The sequence below is a fragment of the Mycoplasmoides pirum ATCC 25960 genome (assembly GCF_000685905.1).
Taxonomy (GTDB): domain Bacteria; phylum Bacillota_I; class Bacilli_A; order Mycoplasmatales; family Mycoplasmoidaceae; genus Mycoplasmoides; species Mycoplasmoides pirum.
The window spans coordinates 565,327-589,509 of record NZ_JMKZ01000001.1 but is presented as its reverse complement, the minus strand read 5'-3'; the positions used below and the strand labels follow the sequence as shown (position 1 = coordinate 589,509).

Genomic DNA, 24,183 nt, shown 5'->3' with positions numbered 1-24,183 from the left:
CTTTTAATAAATTTTTAGAGAGAAATTTATGATTAAAAAAAATAAAAAATTTAGTTACAAACATATATTGACAATTTTAATTAGTGTTGCTACTGTTAGCATAGCAGCAATTAGTTTATATTGCACTTTTAACCAAGAACAAATAAATAAATTAGTTCTTAAACAAAATTTAAAAACTTTTAGTAGTTCTAATGTTGGTAAAAAAGTTGGTAATATTCGTCGATGACAAAATAATAATTTTGATGGAATAGAAGTTAAAAATGGTGGTTTTGTTGTTTTAACTGAAACGCAAAGCGCAACAAGAATTGATTCTTTTGGAAATATTTTATGAGAATTTGATCCTAATACCTTAAAATCAGATTATCCTAGTTTCGCAAATAAGAAAGTTGTTGAAATTGCGCAAGATGAAGGAGCAAATCAAAATATTCTTTATTTATTGTTAATTCCAAAAGAAGCACCAGATCAACAACAATCAATTGGTGACCCAAATGATCCGCATGGATACAATGATTTAAAAGGTTCATCTATTAGTTATAAACAAAAACAAGCGACAGTTGTTCAAATTATTGAAAATATTAACTCATATTCAGGTAGCACTTGAACACCATCATTTATTATTAATGAAGAAAAAATTATTAATATTTCTCCTGAAAAAATGGTTAATAATTATCCTAAATTATGAAAAATGGATTCTGTTTCAAACAACAATTCATCATATGTAAATTATGTTGATGCAGAAATAACTTCAAATATTTTTTTTACAAAAGATGATCATCCTTCTTGATATGTAACTAGTAAATTAGAAAAAGTTAATAATAATGTGGATCAAAACATTAATAACATAAGTAATACAAAAATGGTTTTACCTTGAAAACAATATATTAGTAATTTGGGTAACATGTTTGCAAAAAATGGTTATGTATTTATTTTTGGTGGAAATGGAACAATATTTAACGATCCCGAAGCTTTAAGTATTGGAATGTGAAAATTAGATTTTACAAAAGCAACTTCTAGCACTGATAATAATCAAAATTATGTTGGTATACCTTACGCTTATTTATTAAGATATTTACATTATTCACCTTCCAATTTAAGTGGCGATTTTGCAAGACCAAATTTGAGATGAGATCAATCTTATGCACCGATTGGTCAAACTAATAATTTTAGTTATGTTCCAAGACTTGCGATAGGCGGAATTCAAACAGATGCAGCATCTAGTACTAATGCTGGTTATATTTATTTGGCAGGTGGAATTACAGTAGGTCAAGTTAAAGAATCTCAAAATCGTTTAGGAAACAAGGATTCAAGTAATGCTGTTAATACTATTCAAGAAAAAAGATCATTGCAATTAACAGGAGCAAATATTGTTAATGATCCTAAAGATGTAACTGCTAATTCAATTGATCCTGCTTTGTTATTTGGCACAGCTTTTAATATTGATTCTCTAATTAATCTACCTTTAGATAATTCAGAAAATAATCTAGAATCTTTTAATAATGTTTTAGCAATTGATAGTTATTTTGATGTCGGTACAACAATGAGTGTTTCTTCATCTGTTGGAACATATTATTATTTTGATAAAAAAAATCATACAACAACATCTAATTCTTCATTATCCACTGATATAAATAGTCCTTATACATCATTAAATGGTTTTACTAGATTAGGTACTGTTGTTTACACTGGTTTTGTCAACGGAAGAACTCCGTTTCCATGAGATTATTCACCTAGTTTTCAAGTAGGAGAAATATTTAATTTTGATAACAATAACACAAATAATAACAATTTATCTTATTCATATAATTTAAGTTTATTAATTGGTAATGCAATTAATTATTATTATTCAACTTTATCATTTGGATATTCATTAAAATCTGTTGGTGGTTTAACAAAAGTTAAGATGCCAAGTAAAGAAGATCCTAGCAAGACAATTTATGGTTATGCAATGCAAGTTGGTAAATCAATTGTATATTTGAATGAACCCAAACTTGGTTTAAAAGATATTGCATATCATGGTCCTTCATCTATTTCAATTGGTGATAGTAATTTAGTTGGTATAGCAAAATATAGTGATATGGATTATCCTTACACTAAAATTGGTAATTCTTCAATTACTTTTGCGCCTTCCGCATATAAAAGTATAACTGATAAACTACTTAGTACAGGTGTCGGAATTTATGTAACAGGTATTAAAGATTTCAATGATACTGTTCCAACTATTGCTTCTAGTTTTAAAATAAGTGAAGATCCTTACACTGACCAAGAATTTTCATCTAGTAAAAATGATTCAACATTGCCATGAAATAAATTCGTTGGTCTAAATTCAGTAAATAGAAATTCTGAATTATCAAGTTTATGATTAAGTAATGATATAGCAAAAACTACAAACAATGAACATTTTATAGTAACTAAACAACCAGAAATTAGTGAATATTATGGAGATGCTATTTGAAAAAATCAAAGACTATTTTACAATGTTCAAAAAAATAGTAGTGGACAAATATCTTTAATTAATTCACTTGGTGTTGGTGAAAAGAAAGCTTGATTTGAACTTGAAAATGATACTACGTCTTATGGTAATGATTTTAGTTGAAAAACTGGTTTAGATAATAATATATCTTTAAATGAATATTATGTTTCGCAAAATAATGAACAACAAATAAATGGAGAATTTGATGTTCTTTTAAAAACTAGAGATGATTTATATAAAACAAATGATATTTTTTATGGTCAAATTCACAAAACAAAAACTGAAAGTATTTCATATCGTCAATTAATAGATAACTTTGGTCATTATAATTACAATACGATTTTAGAAATTGATCGTTTGTCTTTACTGGGTAGTGGAAAATTTGTATCAAACCTTTCAAATCAAATTTTAACTAATAGTTTAAGTAATTTATTAGAAATAATTGATTTATCTTTAATTACTGGTAATAATTTAGATATTGGAACAAAAATAAAAATTGTTAAACAAGAATTTGTAAATGATATTTTTGAAATTTCAAAACAACCTTATATTGAAAATTCACAACCAACAAAAGGATCAGTTATTATTGTTGCTAGTAATGAGAATTTCATTGATCAAACTGCTACATTTACTGCTTATTCATGAAATAGTTTGACTAAAACTTATGATATAATGCCAAGAACTGGTAGTCAATCTATTAATGGTATTAATAGTTTAACATTTGCTGGATTTAGTGCAATGGCTGATTGAATTTTACCAATTATTATAGCTGTACCAATTGTTTTAGTTGCTTTAATTATTGGTTTAGGATGTGGTATTGGAATTCCAATGTCCAAACATAAAAAAGCTATTAAAGTTGGTTTTGAATTGCAACACGAAAAAGTTGGAACATTGACTACAGCTGTTGGTAGTGTTTTCAAAAAAATTATTGACAGCACAAATGCTAACAATATAAAAGCTAAACCACAAATGCTTAAAGCAAGTGGACCAAAATCTTCACTAGCACAACAAAATGCACCACGTAAATCAATTAAAACTCCACCTTCGCCAAAACCGACACCTAAAAAAGTTGTTAACAATAACTAAATTAGTATTTTAATTAAATTAAAACTCCCCTTATTTTGTTTATATTTCTCTCTCAAATTCAAACTTTTTTTATAAAGTATGCAAGCAAACAAGATAAGGGGAGTTTTATTAATATAATGATTTTAAACAAACAACTTAAATTTTCAAAATTGTTTTTATTTTTTATAACATTGTAAATATTTGAATATAAAAAAATAAACAAAGTAGTTTTATTATTGTTTTTTTATAATTTATGAAAAAATGCTAATAATATAGAAAACAATAAATATAAGATTTGAAACAAAAATGTTGAAAACCAAAAATCTCAAACTAGTTACTTTGCCTATAAAACCTACTAAATCTAAATAAATTATAGGTTATGGTCTAAATAATCATTAAAAAAACTTTATTTTAAATTAAAAATTTATTTTTATTTTGTTTTGCGAATAAACAAAAAATTAAAATATAAAGAATTTTTTTTAATTACTTATAAAACTAAAAAAATATAAAAAACTAACTTGTCGCTTTAACGGCAATTTAGATATAATTAACTAACATTTAAAACTAAATTAGTAAATTTTATTTAATAATTTAAATGATTATTTAATTTAATTTTTTGTTCTTTATCAATAAAATTTTTAATTTTAAAACATTAGTAAGTAAACATTATGAAACTTTTATATCAGCAACTTGAAAACAAGCAAAAATTTTTGCTAACATTAATGTTTATTTGTACTTTTGTTTTTGTTGCTGCAAACAGTTTTATTGTAGTTATATTATCTACTTTTATTGATTTGTTAACCAAATTATCTAGTAATTCTTCTACTATTTATGAACAACCTTTAACGATTTGAGAACAATTGTTATCACCGATTTTGAATAATGCTAATTTTTCTACAAATCAAATTTTAGGTATTTTATTAGGGGTTGTAGCAATTTTAGTTACCTTCTCTTTTATATTAAGAATTTTTGTAAGAATTCAATTAGCTAGAATGTCAATGCAAATGATATTTAATTTACGAAATAATTTATATAAACATATTTTATATTTAAAAGAAGACGCTTTTGACAATATATCGCCTAGTTCAATTATTAATCGTATTAATAATGATATGTATTTATTACAAGAATCAGCAATAAATTATTATATGTATTTTTATGAATATTTATTTTATATTGCTTTAAATATAATATTTAGTATTACATTAAGTCCATTACTATCAACTATTTATTTATTGATTATTCCTATAAACATATTAATTTGTTATTTTACAGAAAAAAAAGCTGATAAATATTATGAAGAAAATTTGATTTCTTTAGATACAACAAATCAAATTATTAGAGAAAACATTTTAGGTTCAAGAATTATTAAAGCTTTTAATTTGCAAAAGCATCAATATCAAAGATTTATTGGAAATAATAGAAAATGACTTAATACTATTGTTAAAGCTGAAATAATGATGATGCTCACAATAATATTGTTATATATATTATTAAATCTATCAATTATTGTAATTTTAATATTTGGTGGTTTAATCGAAGTTAATAATATTTTTGGCGGAATTTCAATAGGAGTTATTGTTGCTTTTGTTAATTATATATATAGCAATGTTTTTTCAATTTATGGATTGACAAACACTTTACTTGGATTATTTCGTATAAAACCAGTGGTTCGTAGAATTAAAGAAATAAAAGACAAAACTATAGAAAATTTAAATACCGGTATTATTCCTAACAATTTTATACCTAAGATTGAATTTAAAAATGTTAATTTTTCTTATGAAAAAAATAATCAAATTTTAAATTTAAAAAATATTAATTTAGTAATTGAGCCAAATCAGACTATTGGAATTATTGGACAAACTGGTTCTGGAAAATCTACATTAGTTAATTTAATAGCAAATTTATATGATCCTTTAAATGGAGAAATTAAAATAAATGATATTAACATTAATGATTTAAATTTAAATTTTTTGCGAAACCAAATAGGTTATGCTTTTCAAAATAAATTAATATTTGCCGGAACAATTAAATCAAATATTTTAAATGGTAACAATCAAGCCACAGATAGTGAAATTGCTTTTGCAACTTTAAATGCATGTGCAGATGAATTTATAAATAAATTACCATTAAAATATGAAAATCCTGTTAATCAATATGGAACAAATTTATCAGGTGGACAAAAACAACGTTTATCTTTAGCAAGAGCTTTAGTTCGCAATCCCAAAATTTTGATATTGGATGATACATTAAGTGCTTTAGATAATTTAACAAGAGATCAAGTTTTATCTAATATTAATTTAAATTATAAAAACACAACCAAGATTATTGTTTCACAACAGATTAAAACAATTAAAAATGCAAATAAAATTGTTTTAATGGACTCTGGTGAAATTGTAAATATTGGAACTCACGATGAATTAATTAAAAATTCTAGTTTGTATAAAGAAATTTTTGAATCTCAACAAACTATAGGAGATGCATAATGATTTTTAAAAAAAAAAATGCAACTCAAAATAAAGTTACTTGATATGAAACAATCAAACTATTGTGACATTATTTAGCAAATGATAAAAAACGTTTAATTGGTGCTTTTATTTTAGCTTTTTTTAAAAGCATTTTTAGTATTTCTTTATCCATATTTATAGGTTTTTTGATTCAGGAATGTTTTATTGGTTTTGCGTCCGGAAACACTGAACAAATTAATGCTTCATGAAGTAAATTATTATATGGTTGTTTAATTATTTTTTCAGGTTATGTAATATATTTTTGTCTATATTTACTAGCATCAAAAATTGTTATTAAATTATCATTTAATTTAGGTTTTAAACTTAGAGATTTAATTTTTATAAAACTTCATCGAATGCCATTCGCAGTAATGCAACAAACTATGACAGGTGATTTAATGGCAAAATCAACAATTGATGTCAACGCTTTGGCTGTTAACATGTCTTTTAGTATTAGTAACATGTTTGTTGCTCCAATAATTGTGATTTGCGTGTATACAGGATTATTTATTTTGTCACCATATTTAGCATTAATTATGGTTGCTATGTTTGTAATAATAATTATAGGAGCATCTGTTTTTGCAAAATTAAGTGCGCCTAAATTTCAACAAAATCAAAAAATTATAGGTGATATGAATGTTGAAGTTGAAGAACAAATTAGTAATCGTAAAGTTATTAAATTATTTAATTTGCAAGAACAAGCATATGACCAATTTTTTAAAATTAATAATATGCAAAAAAATGCTTCAATAGAAGCTGAAACTAAAATTAACTTAATATATCCGTGAAATGAATTTGTTGAAAATTTAATGTTATCTATTTTGTATGTAGTTGCTATAATTTTTTTCTTAAACAATATTGGTAGTGGTGTATTTGGATCAATTTCAGTTGCTATTCTAACATCATTTTCAATGTTAGCTAGATATGCAAACGGAGAAGCTGTTTGATCATTGCGATTAATAGGGAATGTTCAAAAAATGTTAATTTCTGGTGAACGATGTTTGTCTATCTTAAATTTTCCAAATTATGTAGATGAATCAAATGATTTATTAATTGATGTTAAAGGTGATATCAAATTTGAAAATGTTTGTTTTGCTTATAAAGAAAATCAACCTGTATTAAAAAATATATCTTTTTTTATCCCGAATAAAACGACAACTACAATTGTTGGTCCAACTGGAAGTGGTAAAACTACAATTGTAAATCTATTATCTCGTTTTTATGAAATAAATAGTGGTTTAATTACAATAGACAATATTGATATTAGAAAAGTTAGTCAAAAAAGTTTGTGTGATAATGTTTCAGTAGTATTACAAGATTCTTTTTTATTTAGCGAAACAATACACAACAATATAGCTTACGGAAATTTGAATGCTTCTAAAGAAGAAATAATTGCAGCAGCAAAAGCTGCAAATATTCATAACTTTATTGAAAATCTACCAAATAAATATGAAACTATTATTTCTGAAAAAACAAATGATTTTAGTGATGGTCAAATTCAAATGATAGCACTAGCTCGTGCTTTTTTAAGTAAAGCTCCTATTTTGATACTAGATGAAGCTACTTCATCAGTTGATACAAAAACTGAATCAGACATTCAAGATGCAATGTTAAAATTAATGAAAATGAAAACTGTAATTGTTATTGCTCATCGTTTATCAACAATTATTCATGCTGATCAAATTTTGGTAATGAATTCAGGGGAAATTGTTGAACACGGAACACATGAAGAATTACTAAATAAAAAAGGTTTTTATTATCAACTTTTTAAAGCTAATACTATTATGAATTAATTATTTTTATATTTGATTTCAAGATAAAATTATTGTTGTTTTTAATAAATTAAAATTTTTTGTTCAAAAAAGAATTTATTAATATAAAATTGTAAATGCTTTTTGTGCAAAAAAGTTAGTTGGCCACATAGCTCAGTGGTAGAGCAACCGGCTGTTAACCGGTTGGTCACAGGTTCGAGCCCTGTTGTGGCCGCCATTATGGCGCGTTGGTGAAGTGACTTAACACACACGCCTTTCACGCGTGCATTCACGGGTTTGAATCCCGTACGCGTCACCAATTTATTATTTAGAATTCATAGGAATTAATTTGTTTACAAATAAATAAGTTAATTTCTATTTTCTTAAGGAGTGCTAGCTCAGCTGGGAGAGCATCTGCCTTACAAGCAGGAGGTCGGGGGTTCGAGCCCCTCGCACTCCACCATTTAGCCGACTTAGCTCAATCGGCAGAGCAACTGACTTGTAATCAGTAGGTTGTAGGTTCAATTCCTATAGTCGGCACCATATATGCATCTTTAGCTCAGCTGGCAGAGCAAGTGACTCTTAATCACTGGGTCGGGGGTTCGAACCCCTCAAGATGCACCAGAGCACACGTGGCGGAATGGCAGACGCGCTAGACTTAGGATCTAGTTCTTCGCGGAGTGGGGGTTCAAGTCCCTTCGTGTGCACCATTATTAAAATTTAATAATTGTTCATATATACAATTTCGTTTTTATCTAATTAAAAGATAAAAATGAAATTTTAATTTATGTAGCAAATTTAAATAAAAAAATTAATTTAATTTATATCAAATTTAATTGGTTTTTTAAGTAGATTGTTTAAATAAAAAAGAAAATTTAGTTATTTATTTTATGAATACTTCTTTAAATCAAAAAAAATATAATTTGTTATCGACCTCAAAAGGCTCAAGAGATAATTCTATTTTTTCTATTTCTTCTAGAAAATGTGTTGGTATTTCTGATTTTAAATTTTCAAATGAAGATATAAATTTATTTTTTGATGCTAATAGTAATTTAGAAGAATTAAAAATAAGTAATAAGACCAAAACTAATGAAATAATTCAAGAACTAAATGATGCTAATACCATTGAAGAAATTGATAATATTCGTTTTAAATACAATCTAAAGCTTTTTAAATCAGACATTGAAAATTTATCAATAGATTTTTATAAATATAAAGAAGTTATTGTTTCAAAGGTTAAAAGTCTTTTGAACAAATCTGTTGATTTTTTAATGAAAGTCAAACAAGAAGCTAAATCAATTTGAAAAGATCGCGGGACTCACAACTTATATTTAACTAGATATTTTTTAGTAGGTGTTATTGACAAATATAGTGAAAAACCAATACGCGCTCCTTTAATAATGTTTAATGTTGATTTAACAGAAAGTAAAATTAATCAAACATTAATTTTTAAAAAAAGAAATATTAACCCAATTTTAAACGAAAAACTCATACATTTTTTGATAAAAGAACATAAATTAAAATATTCATTAATAGATGAATTTAAAAATATTAAAGATGTAAAAATTTTAATTGAAAAAATTAATAAAATTTTTTCAATGAACATTAATTTAAATTGTGAATGAAATATAAATTTTAAAGATTTACGTAAAAAAGATGTTGAAAATCTTTATAAAGATAAGAAATTGCTATTAGAAGATGGAGTTTCTTTTGGAATTTATGAACCTTCAGGTGGTAAATTAAAAGAAAATTTAGAAGAATTAATTGAAAGAAAAGAAGATCAAAAAGTTTTTGAAGCAAATGATGCTTTAGATACTTATGAATTAAAAGAACAAGAAATTAACGATAATTTTTTACCACAAATCACTAACTTAGATTTTTACCAAAGATGCGCTGTTAGATCTGCAATTAATAGAGATACAGTTATTCACGGACCGCCCGGTACAGGAAAATCTGAAGTAATTATTAATATTATTGCAAATGTTTTACTTAAAAATAAAAAAATAGTAATTTCTTCAGAAAAAAGAGCTGCATTAGATGTCTTATATAATCGTTTAAAATCATTAAAAATATTTATGTTAAATATGCTTGATGATAAAAATGAATTTTATGAATCCATAAATGAATTAAGTAAATATATTGAAAATTCATGATATTTTAATAAATTAGACATTAGTGCCAAAGATCCAGAAACATCTAAAAAATATTTAACAAATAAATTTATTAATGAAAATTTTATTCGTAATTTGAATTTAAAATATGATTTTGAAAATTTAAATTATGAAAATCTTGATTTTAAAGATTTTTTAAATGCAACTAATGATGTTTGTGGTAGTTTAAATAATCTGAAAAAGATTTATGAATTTAATGTAGTGGACGAAATAGATAAAAAAATTCTTGAATTAAATTTTTCTTATAGTGATTTTTTTGATTTATTAAAAAATTTTTCTGATTTTATTAATCAAAATAACTTAAAAGATGAAAAAATTTTTCAAACTTTTAAAAACCAATCTTCTTATTTAAAAAAAATTGTTTCTAAATATAATTTGAATTTGAAAGATGTAAATGGTTTAAATAATTTATTAAATACTATTAAACAATTATCATATTATTTAAGAAACAATTATTATCACCACGAAATATTGCATAGTTCACCTGATTTTTTTGAAAAAATAATTAATGTTATTGAAGAAACTGAAAAAAATATTTCAAATATAGTTAATTTAAACTTTTTTGTAAACAAATTGGATATGATTGTAAAAACTAAAGAGTTTTTTTCTGCAATATCTAAAAAACCAAAACGAAAAAAATATTATTTTGATGAATTTGTTTACAATTACAATACTCCATGAGTAGAAAACAAAAATAAATTTTTTTATGAACGTAAATTGAATCAAAAAGATTTAAAAATATTTGACTATTTAGAAAAAATTAATAATTTAAATTTAAGCAATATTTTTAATATTGAAGAAATTTTATTAAATAAAAAAATATTTAATCCTTTAGTTGTTGAACTATATTTTATTTGACCAATATTTAAAAGTCAGTATATTGAATTTGTTGATAAATTTTATTCTTTAAATTTCAACTTTTTTGTTTATCAAAACATTTTCAATTTTGATAAGAAAAAATTTATAGAAATAAAAACTTTAGTTGGTGCATATAAATATTTTATATCTAAATATCCAAATTTATTTAGTACAGAATTATTTAATTCCCATATAAATAATCTTGAAACAATCGATTGAAATGAATTTGATAATGAAATTAAACATTTTGTAATTACTAAATTAAAAAATCTTTTATCAAAATTTTCAATTGAAGAAAAAAAATTAGTTAAAGATGCATTTAGAGTTTCTGGCCTAACAAGAAAACGTGGAATTTATGAATACTTAGAAAAATATAAATCTGTATTATTGAAAATATTTCCAATTTGAGTTGGTCGACCAGAACAAATCGCTAATTATGTTCCTTTAGAAAAAAACTTTTTTGATTATGGTATTTTTGATGAAGCTAGTCAAATGTTTTCAGAGCAAGCATATCCTATTTTATACCGATGTAAAACGAGAATTGTTGCAGGCGATCAAAATCAATTAAAACCATCATCATATTTTTCATCTCGAAATTCGTTAGATTATAGTGAAGAAAGTGAAGAGATCGATAATTTGAATTATGTAGATGATTTTGATTCTGAAGAATCATTATTGGATCGTGCTATTGTTGCTTCTTGAAATGAATCTTGACTTCAAAATCATTATCGATCATGACACAAAAATTTAATTAAATTTTCAAGTCAAAATATATATGGTAATAAATTAAATTATGCATCTTCAAATTTATCTCAATCAATAGATTTTGGATTAGAAGTAATCGATGTAAATGGTTATTTTATTAGTTCAGTAAATGAAAAAGAAGCTGAAACAGTTATTGATTTGCTTCGCAAATATATTGATAGCTACGATACAATTATGATAATTACTTCAAATATTAATCAAAAAGATTATATATTGAGTTTAGTTTCTAATGAAAATAATAAAGAATTTCACGATTTGTTTGTTAATAAATTAAATGATAATAAACTTGAAATAATAAATATAGAAAATGTGCAAGGCAACGAAGCTGATTTAGTTATTTTTTCTTTATGCTATGCTCCTAATGAGCCAAATGGTAAATTAGCAATGAGATTTGGTCCATTAATAAATATTGGTGGAAAAAATAGACTAAATGTAGCAATTACACGTTCGCGTCAAAAAATGATAGTAGTTAAATCATTTAATGCTTTTCAAATAAAACCAAGCACTACAAATGAAAACTTATTAGTATTTAAAAAATATATTCAATTTTTAGATGAATTAAATAATAAAAATATCATAAAAGAACAAAATAATTCTCAATTAGAAAATAATTTATCTAAATCAAATTTAATAAAAACTATTTTAGAAAATATTTTGCCTACTATAAAAAAGAATAATTTATCTTATAAATTAGATTATGAAATTGGAAACAAAAATATTGATATTGCAATTATTAATTTAAAGACTCAAGAAGTATTATTAGGTATTTTTATTGATTCTTGAAAACAATATGAAAACAGAATAGATTTTCTTGAAAATATTCATAGTCAATTATTTTTAAAAGCTAGAAATTATAAAATTTATAGAATTTTGGAATCTGAATGATTTTTAAATTTCCAAAATATAACAAATGAAGTTATTAATTTAATTAATGAAGAAACAATTGCTTTTAATAACAAAACATTAAATCAAAACAGTGAAGTTAAAACTAATAAATTTTTTACAAAAAAATATGAAATTAAAAATTTAAATTTTGTTAAATGTAACACTAATGATTTAAATACTAATCTTATTTTTGATTCCACGTTTGAGGAAGAAGTGTTTGAAATTTTAGAACCTAAAATTAAAGATTTAAATTTTCAATTATTAACACAGTACACAACAGAAAGCAACTATCGTATAGACTTTGTTGTATTAAATCCAATAACGAAAGAAATTCTTTTATGTATTGAAGTCGATGGTCAAAAATACCATTCAGGAAATGAATTAAAAGATTGAGAACGTCAAAAATTTTTAGAAGAAACTGAAGGTTATAATTTTTATCGTATTTCTGAAGCTCAATGATCCTTAAGCAAAGAAAAGGTTATAGACGAAATTTTGAATAAAATAAAAAGTATAAATATTTAATTAATTATGTATGTATTTGAATTAATAAACAATTAAAATGAATTTGATATAGTCAAATTAAAGAGTATATGTATATATTAAAAATAATCAATAATTAATTCATATAATTATTGATTATTTCATATTATCTAGATATTAAAGGTATTGACGTTTTGTTTTATTAACAAATAATTTATTTTTAATAAATGTGTAAGAAATTAAACTTATTCCGATTGGAAGAAATATTGCTGAAATAATTCATGCATATTGACAAACTACAAAATTAATAATTAAGCATGCAGCACCAAAAAGCATTAAAAATAAGGCGATTATATTTAATGCAAGATTTAATTTATTTTTTTTCATTTATTTTTCCTTAAAAACATAATTAATTTTTCAATTTGAAAATTATTATAACATATAACAAATTTATCTAATTATTAATAAAGAATCTAATGTTGCCAGTTTATCTTTTGGAAAAACTCTTGATGGATAACCATTTCATTTTTTAATTAGATTAAAATCATTATTATTTACTATTATTTTTGAAATATTATTATCTAAATTTGCAGCATTCATAAAATATACTAATGTTGAATAACCAGCATAATAATGAATTTCGCTATTTAAAGTTTCATCTGAAAAAAGAAAACCTTCTAATAAGTAATATTCCATAGGAATATTTTTATTTAAAAACACAAGACATTTGTTTGAATCAAAACTATTATCTAAATTTGTTAATTTGTCTTTTATAAGATTTTTATAATTTTCTGATTCCCTTGGATGAGCTTTATAAATTATTTGCAAATCTAATGTTTTGTTATTTTGATGCAATTTATATAAATTTAAGATTATTTTACATTCATTTTCAAGTATTTCTTCTGATTCAATTAATCTTCCTGAATAAACTATACTTTTTTTGTTTTTTAATATGTCTTTAGTTTCTAAGGGAATGTTAAATATTTTTAAAAATAAATTTTTTGATTCTATTGAGAAATTTTTATACAAATTAATAATATCTGCATCTATAGAAAAATATGGATCAAAAAATCCATTTTTTGTATTTGAAATTAATTCAGGATTATATTCTTTTTTTGAAAAATCATTAAAGTCTAGTATTGTGTTAGTGCCAGCTAAAAAATATTTTGATTCTTGAATTCTACCTTCAATTATTCCAAATGAAGATATTAATGAAAATATTATTAAACCTCCGGCATTCTTATATAAACTTAAAGAAAACTTATTAAAATTATCATTATCTTTTAGATCATTTCTAATTTGATTTAATAAAGGAAAAGTTTTGGTTACATTGTCAAATCCAACTTTTTCATTTACTAAAAAATCTAAAACTTTTTGTTCAAAAAAATTTCATGACGCTGTTCCGTCAGCTATTAAATTAATACTTCTTGATTTCGATAGATAACCATAATTGTTAAAAATAGTATGATTTATATAGACAATATCTTTTTCGGAAAGATTTTTATTTTTAAATTCATTGTATTTGTCTATATATATTGATAATGGTTTTAACAAGCTATAGTCGTCTAGATATAAATCTATTTTTTTATTTTTATTAACAATATCAAAAAATAAAGATTTCATTTCATCGAATCTAAAATTATTTCAAGTTTGATCTGCCGGAAAAATGGGATTTAAATGTTTAAAAATTACATTTGGATATTTTTCTTTATTGCTTAAAATTGGTTGTAATAAATTTTGATTTATATTTTCATATTTATCAATAATATAAATTTCTTTTTTTGGGTTAATCTCTAAAACTTTTAATAAATGTGAAATTGCTCCATATTTATGTAAAACTGCAAATCAATTTATGTTGTAAATTAGTACATTATTATTATCTTTTGATTTTTCTTCTGCATCTTTTTGAAAATTATTATTAGCATTTCTATCAATATATTCATTAGATTTATTTTCGATCGAAATTTCTTGTAATGGATTTTGATGATTTTCGAAATATGATTGATATGTGTCTTCAAGTATTATATTTTCAGAACATGATGTAAGAAAAATAGATGTTACAGAACAAACTATTAATAATAAACTTCAAATTATAGTAAATCTAGCTCGTCTCTCTCTCTCTCTCTCCTTCTTGAATTTTTTTAATACTTAAATTAATAAATTTGAAATATTTATTTTTCATATTTTTTTCACTTTGTTATGTATAAATAAAAAACTTTGTAAATTATAAAATTCAATTAGTAAAATAAAAAAACAATTTGTTTTATATAGTATTAAAAAGTTTATATATAATTTGTTCTAATGTAAATTATTTGGTTAGTTTTAATATGGCGAAAAGTTTAGATTACAAATTAAGTAATATGATTGTTGTTAAAAAAACTGATACAGCAATTAAACTTAAAAAATCATCAGATTTTATAGATTTATCATCATTTGTTGAAAAAGATCAGTTGATAAAATTTTTTAATGATGAAATTGATCGAGTTTTAATAGGCAATTCAATTGATTTAAAAAAAATTTTTAAAGAATTGTCAACAGCAAACGATTATGAAAAATTTGTTGAAATTTTAAATTCTAATAATGCTAATATTTTTAGTGATTTTAAATTAAAACAAATCCAAAAAAATTTTAGTAGTTTAGATTTGGATAAAATTATTTCTGAATTACGTGAATATGATATAAAAACTAGAAAATTATTTACAAAATTAAGTCGTTCTTCTAACAATAGTTATTTAGAAAGAGGGATTTGAACATTATATGCCTGTAATTCTTTTTTAGAAGGAATTACAGCAATTAATAAATCCGAAATTAAAGCTCCCTTAATAAATATCCCTATTGATTTCAAAACTGAGGGATCAAAAACTTATTTAGTCAAAAAAGATAAGACTTTAACTTTAAATGAACGTTTATATGTTTTTTTAATGCGTGAATATAATAGTAATATTGCACTAAAAGAATTCACTGGCAGAAGTAATTTAGAAGAAATTATCAAAGATTTGGAACAAATAACTCAAGAACCAATTGAACAAGTTGAAAATGCTTCTACTACTATTTTTCAAAAATTATCTGTAACACCTGGATTTATTTGTATTAATGCAGAATTAACAGGCGGAAAATTAAAACAAGATTTAAGTGATATTTTAGAAAAAAATGAAGTTGATCCATTTGAACAAACAACTGAACAAAAGTCAATTGATTATTATGAAAATGAAATTGTATCTGGCAATAAAATATTATTACAAGTTCATCGACCAATAAATATTTATCAAAAATATGCAATTTCATCTTCATTAAATCAAAATACAGTTATAATTGGTGCCCCTGGAACAGGGAAATCTGAAGTTATTACAAATTTAATTGCAAATATCATTTATGAACAAAAAAATGCAATGCTAGTTTCTGAAAAAAAAGCTGCATTGGATGTATTAATTAATCGTGCTGGTAAACTAAATCCATTAATTTTGTATACATATGATTTTGATAGTAAAGATAATTTTTATCAATATATTTTAAATATTGAAGAAAAATTAGGTCAATGATATCGAAATGATAATTTCACTTCATTTGCTTTAAATACAACATTAAACGACAAAATCAAAGAATTTAATACATTTTATTCACATTTTGCAAATTTAATTAATAGTGAAATAGATTTTGCAAATTGTAGAGATCCTTATAATGAAAATTATATTGAATATATAAGTGACAATTTAATTAGAAGTGAAATTGTTGAAAAAATTCGAATTTCAAATTATTTGATGTTACCTGACGGAAGCGCTAACAACCAATTGTGATTAAGTTTAGCAAATTATTTATCTAATTCTATTGTTAATGATATTGCTAAAAAATTACAACAATGATTTGAAATAAATGAATATATTTTTGATGTTTCAAATTTTGATAGTTTTATAAGAAATATTTGAAATGAATATGTTCATTTTAATAAGTTATGTAATGAACACAAAGAATTACTAGATAATTTTCCAAATATTATAAAAATTGTATTGCAATCATCTTTAAATGAAACAAGAGATGACATATTAAAAAGCGCAAATGAAAGTAATACACTTTTAGCAAAATACATATATTACAGACTTGAAAAAGGTATTAATGTTAATATTAAAAAATTAAGATTTCATCGCTTTTCAAATAGAAGTGAAAAACACCGCTATAAAAAATTTGCACCAGATTTAAGAGAATTTTTAAATAGTTTTTCAAGAATTAAAAATTTAAATTGAATTAGTTATAACAAATTACAAGAATTTGAATTATCTACTTTAGAATGAAAAACAATAATTCAAGAAAATTGATGATTATCACTTTTTTCTGAAAATCCGTTATTTCAAATTTTAAAAACAAGATTATTTCAAGAGTCAATTACATTTTTCAAAAGAAATGAAGCATATTTCACAAAAGATAATGATGCTTTAATTTTTGCAAGTTATATAACTTCATTGCAAGAAAAATTAAAAACTTTAGATTCACAACAACAATCCAAAATGTTAGCAATGTTTAAAGATGCATCACGTTCACATAAACCATCTATTTCTTTATTTGTAAGAAAATATTATCATCAATTGCGTATGATTTTTCCTATTTGAGTTATGAATCCTGATGTTGTAGCAGAATTTATTCCTTTAAATAGAAACGAATTTGATTATGGAATATTTGATGAAGCAAGTCAAATGTTCTTAGAACGTGGTTATCCTTTAGTATACCGTTGTACATATAACACGATTGCTGGAGATTCTAATCAATTAAAACCTACAAGTTTTTTTATGACTAGATTCGATGAAACTAGTACAAAAGAAATTAAAGAAAAATCAGATCCATATAGTACAGAACCATTAACTTTGGATGATAATGAAGAAATAGATGAAAATGAATCACTTGTTTCATTATTGGAACGAGCCGAAAATGCCCGATGAAATAAATTCCATTTAAGAAATCATTACCGATCTGTATCTAAACGTTTAATTGAATTTTCAAACATTAACATTTACAATAGCAATTTGCATATCGCTTCATTAAATGGTTTATGAAAAAATAAAAGTTTAGAAGTTGTTGATGTTAATGGCATTTGAGAAAATAGATCAAATATTGAAGAAGCTAATGAAATAATACGAGCAATACGTTTAAATCATAAAAAGTTTGATTCAATTTTAGTAATCGCTTTCAATTTGCAACAGGCCAATTTAATTGAAGATATGATTATTAATGGCGACAATGTTGACACAATAATTAAAGAAAAATTAAATAAAAATATTGTTATTACAAATTTAGAAAGTGTTCAAGGTTCAGAAGCAGATTTAGTGTTATTATCTGTTTCATTTGCTCCAAATGAAGAGGGAATTTTACGTGCTAATTTCGGAGCATTAAACCGTGATGGTGGTCGCAATCGTTTAAATGTTGCTATCACAAGAGCCAAAAATAAAATGATTGTATTTAAATCATTTAAAGCATCAGATATATTACAACAAAAAAATTTAAGTAGCGATGCTTCAATTTTTATTAATTGAATTAGATATTTAGATGTTTTTAATGATATGGAAGCAGAAGAACTATCGATATTTAAAAAGAAAAATCAAGTACCACAATTCAATAATAAATTTATGAGTGAAATATATGAAACTTTAATGAATTTAAATATTGATCAAAATTTTTATATCACAGCAAATTTACCTGTAGGTGATAAAACAGTTGATATTGGGATAATGGATCAAAATTCTAATCGCTGTATTATTGGAATTTTGGCTGATAGATGATCCACAACTATGACAGCTAAAAGTAAATCTGAAGAATGTGATTTTCAATTCTTTTTAGAATCTCGCGATTACAACATTTTTAGAATAAAAGAATATGAATGATTGTTAATGAAAGAAACAATTTTAGAATCTATTAAAACAAAACTTTTAGATTATAAAAATTCATTAGTTGAATAACTTTGTTTCTTTATTCAAACCAAAATTTTTGTTTTTTTGAATTTTAGTTTCAATATTTACAATACTCCAATATATTAATTTTTATATAATATAGGAGAATATTTGCATTTTATGCAAATATTAGTTTGGATATAGAGGTAATCAAAATTTAACAAATTATGAATTTACCAAATACAAACCAACAATATTTTTCTGACAGTGTAAAAATTAATAAAAAAAATCAAATAACTAATTCTGGTTTTTCTCGCATTAAATTAGTAACTCTTTGAGGACTAATTATTGTTGGTTATTTTTTATTTGTTGTTCAGTGATATTCAATTTCAAATTTTCAAGGTTCAATAAATGCGGATAATAATGAATTATCAACAGGATGAGGTGCAGCATTTTTTAAATATGCTCCTAATCCTTTGGTTTCTGGTTCATTAAATTGAACAATAACTTTAGGAAGAGCTGGTGGTTCTATATTAGCTGGTTGATTAATTGCTAAAGTTGGTCATAAATATGCTGTAATTACAGTTCTTTCTTTAATGGTATTATCCTTTCCGTTTTTGATTGTATGTCAAAATGCTGATTGAAATGCTTTATCTATAGCAGGTAATGCACCAATTTCTAGTGAAGGTGTTGCAGCTGCTGGAATGACTTTATTTGTAATATTTAGAATATTTTTAGCAATTGGTGGTACTACATTAATTACCTACACTAATTCAATTATTGCAAAAATGGACAGTAGTGATAAAGCAAAATTTATGACTGTCAATCAATTTGGTTTTAATGGTGGCGCTTTAATAGCTAATATTTTCTTTGTTATTCCTAGTGCTTTTGCTGCTGTTAATGGGAATCCAAGTATTTGAACTGGAATTTTGTCAAGTTTTGTTGTTTTAGTGTTTATCATTTTGATATTGTATTTAATGTACGGAATTGAAATTGTTCCAAAAGATTTAAATAAAAAACTTCAAAAAAATTCAGATCAATTAACATTTGGTAGTGTTTTTAAAGAAAAAGACACTTTAATTCTTGGAAGTATGTTTATTATTTGATTAATATCAGTTGTTTTTATTAGTTCTTCAACAATAAGAACTTTTGTTGAACAATCTCCAGCTAATTTTAGAGCCTTAGCAATAGATAATGCTTTAAATCCTAATGTTAAAAATATTAATTCATCTCAGTATTATTGAGTTTGGCCTGCTTTTATTTGTTTATTTGTAAGTGGTTTTTTTGTGGGTTTGTTTTCTTTGGGATCATTTTCCAAAACAATTTTTGAACGTAAATTTTATATAAGATTTATGTTTGCTATGGGATATGTTTGTATGTTAATTTCTTTGTTATGTGGTTACTTAGGTGGATATGATAATTCAGCAGCATTAGCGTTTATGTTAATATTCATTTTCTTTAGTGGGTTTTTCTTGTGAAGTGTTCAACCTGCATTATTGACAATTCCGCAACAGTTAATAAAAACAAATGCCAAATATATGGGAATTGTTGCAGGGTTAATTTGAGGAATAGGTTATTTTGGATATACAATTGGAGAAATATTTATGAGTTCTTTAACTTCATTTGTAAATCCTTTTAATAATTTCGCTGGTAATTTTGTAGCAATTGGAGGAGAAATTCATCAAAAATTGTTAAACAACAATTTAAATTACAATGCTGCTTTAGAAGAATATAATAAATTAATAAGTAATCCTAATCTTGCTTTAGCACAAATGAAATTATCAGAAACTTCAGGAACTATAGCAAGTATTGTTGTTTATTGAATTATTTTGTTTACAATTTTTCCATTAACTTTCTTTCTACCTAAATCAGGTTATTGAAATAAAGATAATGAATTTGTAATATTTAATGAAAAATGAAAACCATTTTTTAATATTAATCATTGAAAAATAAATAATAAAGAATATTTAATTTCAACATATTCATTGAAATAATAAGTAAAGGAGAAAATATATGAAAAAAATTAACGTTATATCAATTGGTGCTGGAGCTGTAGGAAACTCGTTTTTGTATTCAGCAATTAACCAAGGTTTAGTAGGTAATTATGGAATTATTGATGTCAATACAAAAGTTCGTGATGGCAATGTTTTAGATTTTGAAGACGCAGCATGAACTAACCAAAGATCTTTTAATATTTATTCTGCAAAATATAGCGACTTAAAAAATGCTGATTTTGTTATTGTTAGTGCTGGTCGACCACAAAAACCAGGAGAAACAAGATTGCAACTTGTTGAAGGCAATGTTGCTATTATGCGCGATATAGCTAAAGAAGTGAAAGCATCAGGATTTAAAGGCATTGCTATTATTGTTTCAAATCCATTAGATGTTATGACTTATGCTTTTTGAAAATATTCAGGTTTGTCAAAAAACCGTGTAATTGGTTCAGGAACAACTTTAGACACTGCTCGCTTAAGACATTTTATAGGTACTAAAGCGGGAATATCACCAAAAGCAGTTCAAGCTTATGTTTTAGGCGAACATGGTGATTCATCTGTAGTTGCATATTCACAAATTAAAATTGAAGGAATTCCGTTAAAAAAATTAGAAAAAATTCATAAAATTAATGATAGTAATTATGAAAAATTATTAGAAGAACCTGTAAGAAGAAAAGCTTATGAAATTATCAATCGAAAAGGTGCAACTTTTTATGGAATTGGTAATTGTGTTGCGGGCATTTTGCGTTCTATTTTAGATGATAGTAATGAAGTTTTGCCTGTTTCAACTTATTTAAATGGCGAATATGGTGCATCAGATGTATTTACGGGTGTTCCTTCAATTCTTACTCGTGATGGTGTTAAAGGTGTTCTTGAAATTGAATTGAATGCAAAAGAAAAGAAAAAGCTTCAAGAATCAATAAAAATATTAAAAACATACATCAAAAAATACGTTAAATAATTAATTAAAAATTTTTATAAAATATGAAACTTGTATTAAAAGCAAAAATGTTTCATATTTTTATTTTTATCTAAAAACTACAATTTAAGGAATTTAATTTATGCAAAATTATCAACATATTATTGATGGATCATTTGAGTATTATTATCGTCCAGCTAAAAATGTTAATAAGCAAACTATTGTTTTTTGTCATGGTTATGCTACTTTTTTCGATTATTACAATTCATATAGTGATCAATTGTCAGATAATGACTATTTTGCGATTGTTTTACCAGGTCATGGAACTTTGCCATATAAAAATGAAATGTTAAAAGTTTCTTATTATGCAAAACATTTAACTGATTTTATTAATAAATTAAATTTAAAAAGAATTATTTTAATGGGTCATTCTATGGGCGCAGCTGTTTCGGCTGCCGCTACAAATTTGTTAGAAAAAGATATTGTAGATAAATTAATTATTATTTCACCTATGAATTTAACATCTATATTAAAAGGAACTAGATTTAAAACAACATTTAAAATTAAACCTAAAAAAATTGAAAAATCTTTATATCGCTTTAGCAAATGTTTATATTTTGATAAAAAAAGCCCATATGATAATTCTATTAATGGTAAAGAATTATTAGAAAAAGAAATTAAATATTATTCTGAACATGTAAAATCTTTTGATTTACTAAACAAACAAATGACAACTTTTAAAGAATTAAGATTTATAGTGAAAAATTATAAAAATTTAAAAGTTAAAACATTTTTAATTTTAGGTGAAAAAGATAAGATTTTGCCTGTTAAATTAACAATTAAAAAATTAAAAAATGATATTAATGATTTAACATATGTTCAATTATTAAGAACTGGTCATTTATTGTTTATAGAACGTCCTGTAGATTATTTTAATTTAATGAATTCAATAATAGAGTCAAAATCAATAAAAAACATTTATTAGTTTTATATAAGCAATAAAACATTAAAAAGATATTTTATATTTATAATTTACTTATAGCTCTAAATTATAGGTGTTGTTATGAATAAAGTTTTAGTTATAAAATCTTCAATGATTCAAGAATCAAAATCATTTTCAATTAGTTTATTAAATAGTTTTTTGAAATATTACAAACAAAAAAATCCAAATGATGAAATAATTGAATTGGATTTAAATAATGAAATGATGTCTAACAAAAATTTGAATGTTAATAATTTTGGAACTTTTTTTAATCAAGAAGATTCTGATAAATATATAAATCAATTGAAAGAAGTAAATAAAGTTATTATTGCTTCACCGATGACTAATTTTAATTATCCTGCAACATTAAAAAATTATTTAGATCATATATTGGTAGCTGATAAAACTTTTTCGTATAAATATACAAAAAAAGGAGAAGCAAAAGGTTTGCTTCCCCATTTAAAAGTTCAATTGTTAACTACACAAGGAGCTCCATTCGGTTGATATCCATGAGGAAATCACACTGAGATGTTAAAAGGCACATGAGAATTTGTTGGAGCAGAAGTTGTTGAACCATTATTGATAGCTGGAACTAAAGTAGATTATTTTCAAAAAGAACCATCCGCAGCAATACATGATTATGATGAAAAAATTAAATTAGCAGCTGAAAAATTTTAACAAACATACACATTACGTGCATACATATTAAAAATTAAATTAATCTATATTAGAATAAAATAAAATATTTAGAAATTCGATATGATAGTTTTAAAATTTTTAATGAAAATCACAAATTAGTTTATTTATGATTAAAATTGATTTAATTAAATTAATAACATCAATTAATCATAGTGCACCCTTTGACTAGTCACTAGGTCTAGCACCCGACATTGTTAAGTACTTTTTTATTTAATAGCTGATATAAAAAAATCACCTTGCATTATATTGGGTGATTGTTTTTTAGATTAACGTTTAAACTGTTTTAGAAGAATTATCCTTTATCAATATTTTTTAATTGATATATCTTTGAAGACAATTCACGTGGTATTAATTTATTTGTTGTTCCATTTAAGTTAAGACAATCTTTAATGTTTGCATCAAAGTTATAGTTTTACACTTAACCAAATGGTTGTAAGTTTTCAAACTTTGGATTGAGGTTATTTGGTGCAGCCAGATTATAAAATACGTCATTAATGTTTGTAGCATTTCAAACATAAGTAGTTATAGGTTCGTCTTTATCAATAGTAATCTTTTTAGTAGCGCGCTTGCCATAATTTAAACTTGTGTCGCTTTCAGGACGATCAATAGGAGTTTGATTTGTAGTCGCCATTAAATTAGGATGTGTTGAATATAAAAGAAACCTTTTACTTATTATTTTTTGTTTAACTATTGCATTCTATTGGTTGTTTTCATGTGGTATCTAAAATTCATATTTACTTTATATATAATAGATGTATAATTTT

12 protein-coding genes and 6 tRNA genes are annotated in these 24,183 nt (G+C 23.9%); 15 read left to right on the top strand and 3 right to left on the bottom strand.

What is annotated here, in order from left to right; genetic code table 4:
• Positions 1–28 precede the first annotated feature (28 nt).
• From T397_RS0102630 to T397_RS0102585, 10 genes are all read left to right on the top strand, one after another.
• Positions 29–3,556: a hypothetical protein gene (locus T397_RS0102630; RefSeq protein WP_027124100.1), complete on the top strand. Its 3,528-nt coding sequence runs from the start codon at positions 29–31 to the stop codon at positions 3,554–3,556.
• A 647-nt stretch (positions 3,557–4,203) separates the two neighbouring features.
• On the top strand, positions 4,204–6,021 hold the full coding sequence (locus T397_RS03990; protein WP_052663088.1) for an ABC transporter ATP-binding protein: 1,818 nt from the start codon (positions 4,204–4,206) through the stop codon (positions 6,019–6,021).
• On the top strand, positions 6,021–7,835 hold the full coding sequence (locus T397_RS03985) for an ABC transporter ATP-binding protein (RefSeq protein WP_052663087.1): 1,815 nt from the start codon (positions 6,021–6,023) through the stop codon (positions 7,833–7,835). The genes T397_RS03990 and T397_RS03985 overlap by 1 nt, the downstream gene beginning before the upstream one ends.
• 121 nt (positions 7,836–7,956) lie before the next feature.
• A tRNA-Asn gene (locus tag T397_RS0102615) sits at positions 7,957–8,031 on the top strand.
• Positions 8,032–8,035: 4 nt separating this feature from the next.
• Positions 8,036–8,112 (top strand) — tRNA-Glu (locus tag T397_RS0102610).
• 68 nt (positions 8,113–8,180) lie between these two features.
• A tRNA-Val gene (locus T397_RS0102605) sits at positions 8,181–8,256 on the top strand.
• A gap of 4 nt (positions 8,257–8,260) precedes the next feature.
• Positions 8,261–8,336, top strand: a tRNA-Thr gene (locus T397_RS0102600).
• Between the two features lie 5 nt (positions 8,337–8,341).
• Positions 8,342–8,417: transfer RNA gene (locus T397_RS0102595), tRNA-Lys, on the top strand.
• 2 nt (positions 8,418–8,419) lie between these two features.
• Positions 8,420–8,503, top strand: a tRNA-Leu gene (locus tag T397_RS0102590).
• Positions 8,504–8,683: 180 nt separating this feature from the next.
• Complete coding sequence (locus T397_RS0102585) at positions 8,684–12,994, top strand: AAA domain-containing protein (RefSeq protein ID WP_027124099.1); 4,311 nt, start codon at positions 8,684–8,686, stop codon at positions 12,992–12,994.
• A 135-nt stretch (positions 12,995–13,129) separates the two neighbouring features.
• Here T397_RS0102585 and T397_RS0102580 read toward each other — a convergent pair whose 3' ends face one another.
• Entirely contained in the window at positions 13,130–13,339 is a 210-nt protein-coding gene (locus tag T397_RS0102580) for a hypothetical protein (protein ID WP_027124098.1), read from the bottom strand.
• A 63-nt stretch (positions 13,340–13,402) separates the two neighbouring features.
• The gene (locus T397_RS0102575) at positions 13,403–14,575 is read right to left on the bottom strand and encodes a hypothetical protein (protein ID WP_027124097.1); all 1,173 of its coding nucleotides are present in this window, start codon (positions 14,573–14,575) and stop codon (positions 13,403–13,405) included.
• A gap of 704 nt (positions 14,576–15,279) precedes the next feature.
• Here T397_RS0102575 and T397_RS0102570 point away from each other — a divergent pair.
• The 5 genes from T397_RS0102570 (at position 15,280) to T397_RS0102550 (ending at position 23,398) form a co-directional block, all read left to right on the top strand.
• Positions 15,280–18,894, top strand: a complete 3,615-nt coding sequence (locus T397_RS0102570) for an AAA domain-containing protein (protein ID WP_027124096.1) — start codon at positions 15,280–15,282, stop codon at positions 18,892–18,894.
• Between the two features lie 158 nt (positions 18,895–19,052).
• Entirely contained in the window at positions 19,053–20,819 is a 1,767-nt protein-coding gene (locus T397_RS03980; protein WP_052663086.1) for an MFS transporter, read from the top strand.
• 19 nt (positions 20,820–20,838) lie between these two features.
• Positions 20,839–21,780, top strand: coding sequence for an L-lactate dehydrogenase (locus T397_RS0102560; RefSeq protein WP_027124095.1), 942 nt, complete (start codon positions 20,839–20,841; stop codon positions 21,778–21,780).
• Between the two features lie 100 nt (positions 21,781–21,880).
• Positions 21,881–22,723 carry an alpha/beta fold hydrolase gene (locus T397_RS0102555; RefSeq protein WP_027124094.1) on the top strand — a complete coding sequence of 281 codons (843 nt, stop codon included), beginning with the start codon at positions 21,881–21,883 and terminating at the stop codon, positions 22,721–22,723.
• A 78-nt stretch (positions 22,724–22,801) separates the two neighbouring features.
• Complete coding sequence (locus T397_RS0102550) at positions 22,802–23,398, top strand: FMN-dependent NADH-azoreductase (RefSeq protein ID WP_027124093.1); 597 nt, start codon at positions 22,802–22,804, stop codon at positions 23,396–23,398.
• A 439-nt stretch (positions 23,399–23,837) separates the two neighbouring features.
• Here the strand turns inward: T397_RS0102550 and T397_RS0102545 are convergent, their stop codons facing one another.
• Entirely contained in the window at positions 23,838–24,050 is a 213-nt protein-coding gene (locus tag T397_RS0102545) for a hypothetical protein (protein ID WP_027124092.1), read from the bottom strand.
• Between the last annotated feature and the right edge of the window lie 133 nt (positions 24,051–24,183).